The organism is Streptomyces sp. E11-3 (assembly GCF_046540415.1).
Lineage (GTDB): Bacteria > Actinomycetota > Actinomycetes > Streptomycetales > Streptomycetaceae > Streptomyces.
This window is the reverse complement of sequence record NZ_JAZGRL010000171.1, coordinates 1-1,473: the sequence shown is the minus strand read 5'-3', so window position 1 is coordinate 1,473 and position 1,473 is coordinate 1. Positions and strand designations below refer to the sequence as shown.

The 1,473-nt window shown below is 69.7% G+C and carries 2 protein-coding genes and 1 pseudogene; all 3 read left to right on the top strand.

Annotation, left to right across the window (positions count from 1 at the left end; all coding sequences use genetic code 11):
• Positions 1-244: pseudogene (locus U9R90_RS36180) on the top strand (hypothetical protein); the annotation flags it as partial.
• Between the two features lie 155 nt (positions 245-399).
• On the top strand, positions 400-948 hold the full coding sequence (locus U9R90_RS36175) for a YciI family protein (RefSeq protein ID WP_411061734.1): 549 nt from the start codon (positions 400-402) through the stop codon (positions 946-948).
• A gap of 166 nt (positions 949-1,114) precedes the next feature.
• Positions 1,115-1,473, top strand: a 359-nt coding sequence (locus tag U9R90_RS36170; RefSeq protein ID WP_411061733.1) for an alpha/beta fold hydrolase, incomplete at its 3' end; no start/stop codon positions are given.

Here is a 1,473-nt window from a genome sequence, read left to right as displayed (position 1 = left end):
GGCGATGGTGGTGGAGGCGGTGGGGGAGGCGGGGACTGAGCCGGAGGCAGCTCGGCAGAAGTCCCGTCCCCGCCCTCGTCACGGTGCCGTGTACCAGGAGGCTGGCGGCCAGAAGCGGTCGCCGATGCCGGACTTCTCCATCGGCGGGCACGCGGCGGCCGCCGGGTACCGACTGCTCACGCGGGACGCCGCGCGCTTTCGGACGTACTTCCTGACCGTGCAGCTGATCCCCCCGGAGTCGTAAGCACACGGGCTTCGGGTCCCGTGTGGCCGCCTCGGTTGTCCAACAGGTTGTTGGACGATTACGCGGGTTCAATCGGGCAACAGGCTGTTGCCTGATGGGCCGGCTCGTTGCCAAGTCCGTTGAGATGCTGCCGTGCGTTGGGGAGAGTCTGGGCCATGGAGTTCTTCTGCTACCACCGCGATCGGCCCGGCTCCGGCAAGTTGCGCAACGAGCTGCTGGAAGACCACTGGTCCTACATGGACGGGTACGCGACGGAGCTGATCGCGCGCGGCCCGACCTTCGCCGACGACGGTGAGACACCCTCCGGCAGCGTGCACATCGTCGACCTGCCGGATCCCGCTGCCGCCCGCGCGTTCGCCTTCGACGAGCCCAACTACCAGGCGGGCGCGTACCGGGACGTACTGCTGCGCCGGTGGCGCAACCTGCTGGGGCGCACCATGTGGGACTTCCCTGGCGACCGGACCGACGGCAACCAGTACCTGGTGCTCGGCCTCGGCTCGGGGCCGGCCGCCGACCTCGTCGTGTCGCCAGACCGGGACGACCTGATCGCGTACGGGCCACTGCTGTCCGACGACGAAGCCACCTGGCTGGGCACGGCGGCGCTGGTCCGGGCCCCGGACCCGGACGAGGCGCGTGCCGTCCTGACCCTGGACCGGTACGCCGATATCGAAGTCCACGACTGGGAGTTCGGCGGACGGCGCTAATACGTGGGTCGTTGGCGGTGGTGGGATTCCCCGGGAGGCGTGCCGGTCTCCCAGGACCCACGGCGCGGCGGCGAGTCTGGCAGGGGCGGTACTGGTAGAGACCTGCGTAGCGACACTCACGAACCGTCGCCCCCTGATCCCTTTGTTCCTCCAAGGAAGGCACGGCATGCCGCAGGTACGCGCCGATGACGTGAATCTCTACTACGAGGCGGTAGGTGAAGGCGAAGCGCTGGTGCTCGTCCACGGTTCGTGGAACGACCACGAAAGCTGGCGGCCCGCGATCGAGGCCGGTCTCCGCGCGTCCTTCACCGTGGTCGCGTACGACCGCCGCGGCCATGGACAGAGCGAGAAAGTGCCGGGCCAGGGCACCCGGAGGCAGGACGAGGACGACCTCGCGGCGCTGATCGAAGGGCTTGGCCACGCCCCCGCGCACGTCGCCGGGAATTCCTTCGGCGCGTCGGTCGTCCTGGGCCTGGCCGCACGCCGGCCCGAGCTGTTCCGCAGCATCGTGGTCCACGAGCCCCC